Annotated in this window: 6 protein-coding genes and 1 tRNA gene; 4 read left to right on the top strand and 3 right to left on the bottom strand. The window is 66.0% G+C overall.

Going from position 1 to position 5,537, the window contains the following annotated elements; all coding sequences use genetic code 11:
- On the bottom strand, window positions 1-236 hold a 236-nt coding region (locus tag GPT34_RS17435), incomplete at its 3' end, for a pyridoxal-phosphate dependent enzyme (protein WP_291015238.1).
- A gap of 39 nt (window positions 237-275) precedes the next feature.
- Here GPT34_RS17435 and GPT34_RS17430 point away from each other — a divergent pair.
- Window positions 276-360, top strand: a tRNA-Leu gene (locus tag GPT34_RS17430).
- 21 nt (window positions 361-381) lie between these two features.
- Here GPT34_RS17430 and GPT34_RS17425 read toward each other — a convergent pair.
- A complete protein-coding gene (locus tag GPT34_RS17425) occupies window positions 382-1,116 on the bottom strand; it encodes a glycoside hydrolase family protein (protein ID WP_291015234.1) in 735 nt (244 codons plus the stop codon).
- Between the two features lie 119 nt (window positions 1,117-1,235).
- On the opposite strand from GPT34_RS17425, the gene GPT34_RS17420 reads away from it, so the two are divergent.
- Window positions 1,236-2,210, top strand: coding sequence for a calcium/sodium antiporter (locus tag GPT34_RS17420; RefSeq protein ID WP_291015232.1), 975 nt, complete (start codon window positions 1,236-1,238; stop codon window positions 2,208-2,210).
- Between the two features lie 12 nt (window positions 2,211-2,222).
- On the opposite strand, the gene GPT34_RS17415 is transcribed toward GPT34_RS17420, so the two are convergent.
- Window positions 2,223-3,143, bottom strand: a complete 921-nt coding sequence (locus GPT34_RS17415) for an NAD-dependent epimerase/dehydratase family protein (RefSeq protein ID WP_291015229.1) — start codon at window positions 3,141-3,143, stop codon at window positions 2,223-2,225.
- A gap of 110 nt (window positions 3,144-3,253) precedes the next feature.
- Between GPT34_RS17415 and GPT34_RS17410 the strand changes: the two genes are divergently transcribed.
- Both GPT34_RS17410 and GPT34_RS17405 read left to right on the top strand, forming a co-directional pair.
- Window positions 3,254-4,285 carry a CDP-6-deoxy-delta-3,4-glucoseen reductase gene (locus GPT34_RS17410; RefSeq protein ID WP_291015226.1) on the top strand — a complete coding sequence of 344 codons (1,032 nt, stop codon included), beginning with the start codon at window positions 3,254-3,256 and terminating at the stop codon, window positions 4,283-4,285.
- Window positions 4,286-4,460: 175 nt separating this feature from the next.
- Window positions 4,461-5,426 (top strand): tripartite tricarboxylate transporter substrate binding protein, encoded by a 966-nt coding sequence (locus GPT34_RS17405; RefSeq protein ID WP_291015224.1) that lies wholly within the window; start codon window positions 4,461-4,463, stop codon window positions 5,424-5,426.
- Window positions 5,427-5,537: the final 111 nt, after the last annotated feature.

Genomic DNA, 5,537 nt, shown 5'->3' with positions numbered 1-5,537 from the left:
CCGGTGTTGCCCGAGGTGGCCTCGATCAGCGTATCGCCCGGCTTGATCTCACCGCGCTCCTCGGCGCGCCGGATCATCGAAACCGCAGGCCGGTCTTTCACCGAGCCGGCGGGGTTGTTGCCTTCGAGCTTGCCCAGCAACACATTGCCTCGCGCGCGGTTCTCGGCCACACCAATGCGCTGCAGCGCCACCAGCGGTGTCTGGCCAATCGCGTCTTCAATCGTGGGGTAGTTCATGGGTCGCACTGTGCCATAATTTCCTGCTCAAAGTTTTGCGCCCGGGTGGTGAAATTGGTAGACGCAGGGGACTCAAAATCCCCCGCCGCAAGGCGTGCCGGTTCGATTCCGGCCCCGGGCACCACCTCTGAAGCCGCACAGCGTGTCAACGCTGTGCGGCTTTTTCGTCGCCGCTCGGCGGCGTCTCGCCGCTGGCGGCACGCGCCAGCTCGTCCTTCAGCAAGCGCTGGTACAGCCCCGGCAGCTCGCGGCTCATGCTGTTGTTTTCGATGCCATAGCCCAGGCTGGTCCAGGTGCCTGAAAGCCGGCGCAGCACCGGCTTCACGCGGCCCTGTCGCAGTTGCGCTGCCAGATCGCTGCGCCAGCTGGCCGCATCGGCCAGCCAGGCGTGCACCACCAGGTCCTGGTACGCGGGCCCAAAGCTCAACCCCGAGGCGTCGCTCAGGCCCGGTCGGGTGTGGGGGTGGTAGCGCAAGGCCAGCTCGCTCCAGGTGGCGTTGAGCAGTTGATAGCGGCCCGCAGCGGTGGAGCAATTGCCCCGATTGGGGCCCTGGCCGATGGCTTCGCAGCGGTTGGGGTGGCGATCGAGCGTGCCCACGGCGTCGCCGCCGTGCAGCACGTGATAAGGGCGCATCACATTGGATTCCGCCGCCGAGATCGTGCGCATGAGCGCGCGCAGGTGCGGGTCACCCCCGGTCATCACCAGTTGCTGCGTGCCCGGCATCAGCATCAGCGGGCGCCACCACCAGAGCAGCACCAGCATCAGCGCTGCAGCGAAAGTCACCAGGAGCAGCCGTGAATGCAGAAGGCGCACCCCCCACCCGATGGCCTGCCCGGCGGGCGGGCGTTCCTGAAAGGTGTCGGGGTTGGGCGAACTCATGGCGGCAAGACAGACGGGACGTCGGATGGAACGAGAGCGCCTGCGCAGAGGTAACAAGGTGGTGCTGAGACAATGGGGATTGTCAACCACCGCTGCTGGCGGCCTCCAAGCTTCTCCCCATGCTCATGCCTTCTCTCGCCATGCTCACAGGCCTTGTCCTGCTGGTGTGGAGCGCCGACCGTTTTGTGGATGGCGCCTCGGCCACCGCGCATCACTTCACCATGCCGCCGCTGCTGGTGGGCATGTTGATCGTCGGTTTCGGCACCTCGGCACCAGAAATGGTGGTTTCGGTGCTGGCTGCCTCAGCGGGCAGCCCGGGGCTGGCGCTGGGCAATGCGTGGGGCTCCAACATCCTCAACATGGCGCTGATTCTGGGCATCACTGCGCTGATCACGCCCATCGCGGTGCGGTCGGTGATCCTGCGCAAGGAGCTGCCCATCCTGATAGCGGTGACCGCGCTGTCGGCCTTTCTGGTGTGGGACGGTCTGATCACGCGCTGGGATGCACTGCTCCTGCTGACGGTGTTCGGTGGGCTGATCGCATGGTCGATCGTGGCCGCCCGCGGTCAACACCGAGACACGCTCGCAGTGGAGACCGCAACCGCGCTCCACGCTGCCGCTATGCCGCTGCGCCGCGCACTGCTCTGGCTGGGTCTGGGCCTGCTGGTGCTGGTGGGCAGCTCGCGCTTGCTGGTCTGGGGCGCGGTGTCGATCGCCCAGACCCTGGGCGTGAGCGATGTGGTGATTGGACTGACCGTGGTCGCCATCGGCACCTCGTTGCCCGAACTCGCGTCCTGCGTGGTCGCCGCGCGCAAGGGCGAAGACGATATTGCGCTGGGCAATGTACTGGGATCGTGCCTGTTCAACACCCTGGCGGTGGTAGGGCTCGCGGGAACGATCGCGCCGATGGACATCGAGCCGAGTCTGCTGATGCGCGACCTGCCGATGATGGCCGGCCTGACCATCTTGCTATTCGTCATGGGCTGGGGCTTTCGCGGCCCCGGGCGCATCAACCGGGTCGAGGGTTCGCTGCTGGTGCTGGCCTACCTGGGCTACACCGTATGGCTGCTGCGCACCCTGGCGCCCGTGGCCTGAGGACCTCGCCCCTCACTCTTGCAGGCCTTCGCGCACGGTCGGGTAGCGCAGGCGCAGGCCCAGCTCATGCTTCATGCGCTGATTGCGCAAGCGGCGCGATTCGCTCATGAAACTGAGCAGCACCAGCGGCAGCTGGTCGCTCGCTGCATCGCGCGCCACGCGCGGCGGCCGCGGCAACCCGTACAAATCGGCGGCGAGGTCAAAATAGTCGCCCATCTTCAGCTCTGTGTCATCGCTCACATTTACATTGCGTTGGGACCGTGCGCGCCACAAGGCCAGCGCACAGGCGCGCGCCAGATCATCTGCCTGGATGTGGTTGGTGAACACGTCATCCTCAGCCCGCAGCACCGGCGTGCCACGCGTCAGGCGCGCGCGCGGTGTGCCGCCTTCGCGGTCGTTGGCGTAGATGCCGGGAATACGCAGCGCGGTGGTGCGCACGCCAGTGACGCGGCCCAGCCAGTGCACCGCCGACTCCGCGTCCACGCGGCGCCAGGCCCGGGGGGTGAGCGGTTGCGCGGGTGTGGCTTCCGACACCCAGCGCCCTTGCTGGTCGCCGTACACGCCGCTGGTGGATCCATAGACGAGGGTGCTCGGCAGCGAGCGCCGGATCAGCGCACGCACCAGGACTCGCGTGCGCGGATCGAGGCGCCAGTCGACCGGTTCGCCCGAGGGCGGCGGCGCCAGGTGCAGCACGCGCGTGGCCAGACCGGCCAGGCGCGCCACGCTGCGCGCATCGTCGAGGTTGCCTTGCAGCGGCGTGATGCTCAACGCGCGAAGCTCGGCGCGGCGATCGGGCGACGAGGTGAGTGCGCGCAGGGTCATGCGCCGGCCCGCGCCAAGCACGGCCGCCGCCCGCTGCCCCACATCACCACAACCCACGATCAACACCCGCTCGCGCCGAAAGCGCGCGGGCAATGCGCCCATCAAGCCCATGCCAGTCCCCAAGCCATTGCCGCCTCGCGGCCTTTTTCGAATTTGCGAGAATGGCGGTTTGCCATTGCCACACCGCAGGTTACCGGTGTGTGCGCTCTTGACACTTCAGTATGACATTCACCATCACCATCGAGCCCAGCGGACGCAGCTTCAGCGCCGGTCCGGATGAAGCGATCTTGGCCGCTGGCATCCGCCAGGGCATTGGCCTGCCCTACGGCTGCAAGGACGGAGCCTGTGGGTCTTGCAAATGCAAAAAGCTCAGCGGCAGCGTGACCCATGGGCCCCACCAGTCCAAGGCGCTGAGCGCCGAGGAAGAAGATGCCGGTTTTGTGCTGACCTGCTGCGGTGTGGCGCAAAGTGACGTGGTGCTCGAATCACGCCAAGTCGCCGAAGCTGGTGCCTACGCAATCAAGAAAATGCCGGTGCGCGTGAGCGCGCTGGAGCGCGCTTCGCCCGACGTGATGGTTCTGCGCCTGCAGCTGCCGGCCAGCGACACGTTTCAGTATCACGCGGGTCAATATGTGGAGTTCCTGCTGCGCGATGGCGAGCGCCGCAGCTATTCCATGGCAAATGCACCGCACACGCAGACCGCCGCGCCCCAGATGGAGCTGCACCTGCGGCACATGCCAGGCGGCAAGTTCACCGACCACGTGTTCAGTACGATGAAGGAAAAAGACATCCTGCGCATCGAAGGGCCTTACGGCAGTTTTTACCTGCGAGAGGACAGCCCCAAGCCCATGGTGCTGCTGGCGTCGGGTACTGGTTTTGCGCCCATCAAGGCACTGATCGAACACATGCAGTTCAAGGGCATCACCCGATCGGCCACGCTGTACTGGGGTGCTCGCCGCCCGGCCGACCTGTATCAGCAGGCCTGGGTCGAAGCGCGCCTGGCCGAAATGCCGAACCTGCGCTACGTGCCGGTGGTGTCCGACGCCCTGCCCGAAGACAGCTGGGGCGGGCGCACGGGCTTTGTGCACCGCGCGGTGCTGGAGGACTTCCCCGACCTCTCGGAGCACCAGGTCTACGCCTGCGGCGCGCCCATCGTGATTGAGTCGGCACGCAGCGACTTCAGCGCGCTGGCTGGGCTGCCAGCCGAAGAATTCTTCGCCGACTCGTTCACGAGCGCGGCGGACAAAATTTGACCCATCCCCGTCGCTGCGCTCCGCCCCTCAAGGGGCAACACCTGCGGCCCGGCAAAGCCGGTTCCGCGGTGTTTGCTGGGGCAGACACGTCGTTGGCGCAGTTCTCCTAAACTCAAGGTATCAGCCACGCCAGACGGTCATTTCATGATCGCAAAACTTTGAAAGAGACAAACCCATGATCCACCGCCGTATCCTCAACACCGCACTCGCGGCTGCCCTGGTCTGGCCTGCCATCGGCATGGCGCAAACCACCACGCGCATCATCGTGCCGTTCGGTGCCGGCGGTCCCATTGATGTGACCACGCGCGTGCTGGCCGAAGCCGTCAAGGGCTCGCTGGGGACGGTGATCATCGAAAACCGGGCCGGCGCGGGCGGCAACATCGGCGTGGCCGCTGCGGCCAAGGCCGCCCCCGACGGCCTCACCATCGGCGTGGCCACCACCGCTTCGCACGGCATCAATCCCTGGCTGTTCAAGAATCTGCCGTACGACCCGGTGAAAGACACAGCACCCATTACCCAGATGCTGCGCGTGCCCAACGTGCTGGTCATCAACGCCGAAGCGGCCAAGCGGCTCAATATCAACTCGGTGGCCGACCTGATCGCGTACGCCAAGGTCAATCCAGGCAAGCTCAACTACGGCTCGGGCGGCAACGGCAGCGCGGGTCACCTCGCTGGCGAGCTGTTCAAGAACCAGGCCGGATTCTTCGCGGTGCACATCCCCTTCAACGGCGGCAACCCTGCGCAGACCGCGCTGCTCGGCGGCCAGGTCGACTTCAACATCGACAACCTCGCCACTGCAGCCGCCAACATCCGCGCCGGCCGCATCAAGGCTCTGGCGGTCACCACAGCCCAGCGCAGCGCGGTGATGCCCGACGTGCCGACCCTGGCCGAAACCCTGCCCGGCTTCGAGATCGACACCTGGTGGGGCCTTTTTGCACCGGCTGGCACGCCGCCAGAGACCGTGCGCAAGCTCAACGCCGCTTTCACCGAGGCGCTGCGCACGCCTGAAGTCAAGGCCCGTTTTGCCACCCTCATGGCCGAACCTGCACCCAGCACGCCAGAAGCCTTCGACGCCTTCATGAAGAGCGAGCGCACCAAGTACGAGCGCGTGGTCAAGATCAGCGGCGCGCGCGTCGACTGATTCGCCAGCACCGAAAAAAATGGCACCCGAGGGTCAAGCCCCTCGCTTAATCTGTTGAAGGATTGAGCTGATTCTGACAAGATGCCTCGTAGGTTCACGGACTTACGAGGC

The organism is Hydrogenophaga sp., from assembly GCF_011390835.1.
Classification (GTDB): Bacteria; Pseudomonadota; Gammaproteobacteria; order Burkholderiales; family Burkholderiaceae_C; genus Hydrogenophaga.
This window is presented reverse-complemented; position numbering and strand designations above follow the sequence as displayed.

Excerpts from the sequence above, each read along its gene's own strand:
- GPT34_RS17410 (WP_291015226.1), top strand. The coding sequence starts at position 3,254 with ATGACATTCACCATCACCATCGAGCCCAGCGGACGCAGCTTCAGCGCC.
- GPT34_RS17405 (WP_291015224.1), top strand. The coding sequence starts at position 4,461 with ATGATCCACCGCCGTATCCTCAACACCGCACTCGCGGCTGCCCTGGTC.
- GPT34_RS17415 (WP_291015229.1), bottom strand. The coding sequence starts at position 3,143 with ATGGGCTTGATGGGCGCATTGCCCGCGCGCTTTCGGCGCGAGCGGGTG.
- GPT34_RS17425 (WP_291015234.1), bottom strand. The coding sequence starts at position 1,116 with ATGAGTTCGCCCAACCCCGACACCTTTCAGGAACGCCCGCCCGCCGGG.
- GPT34_RS17420 (WP_291015232.1), top strand. The coding sequence starts at position 1,236 with ATGCTCATGCCTTCTCTCGCCATGCTCACAGGCCTTGTCCTGCTGGTG.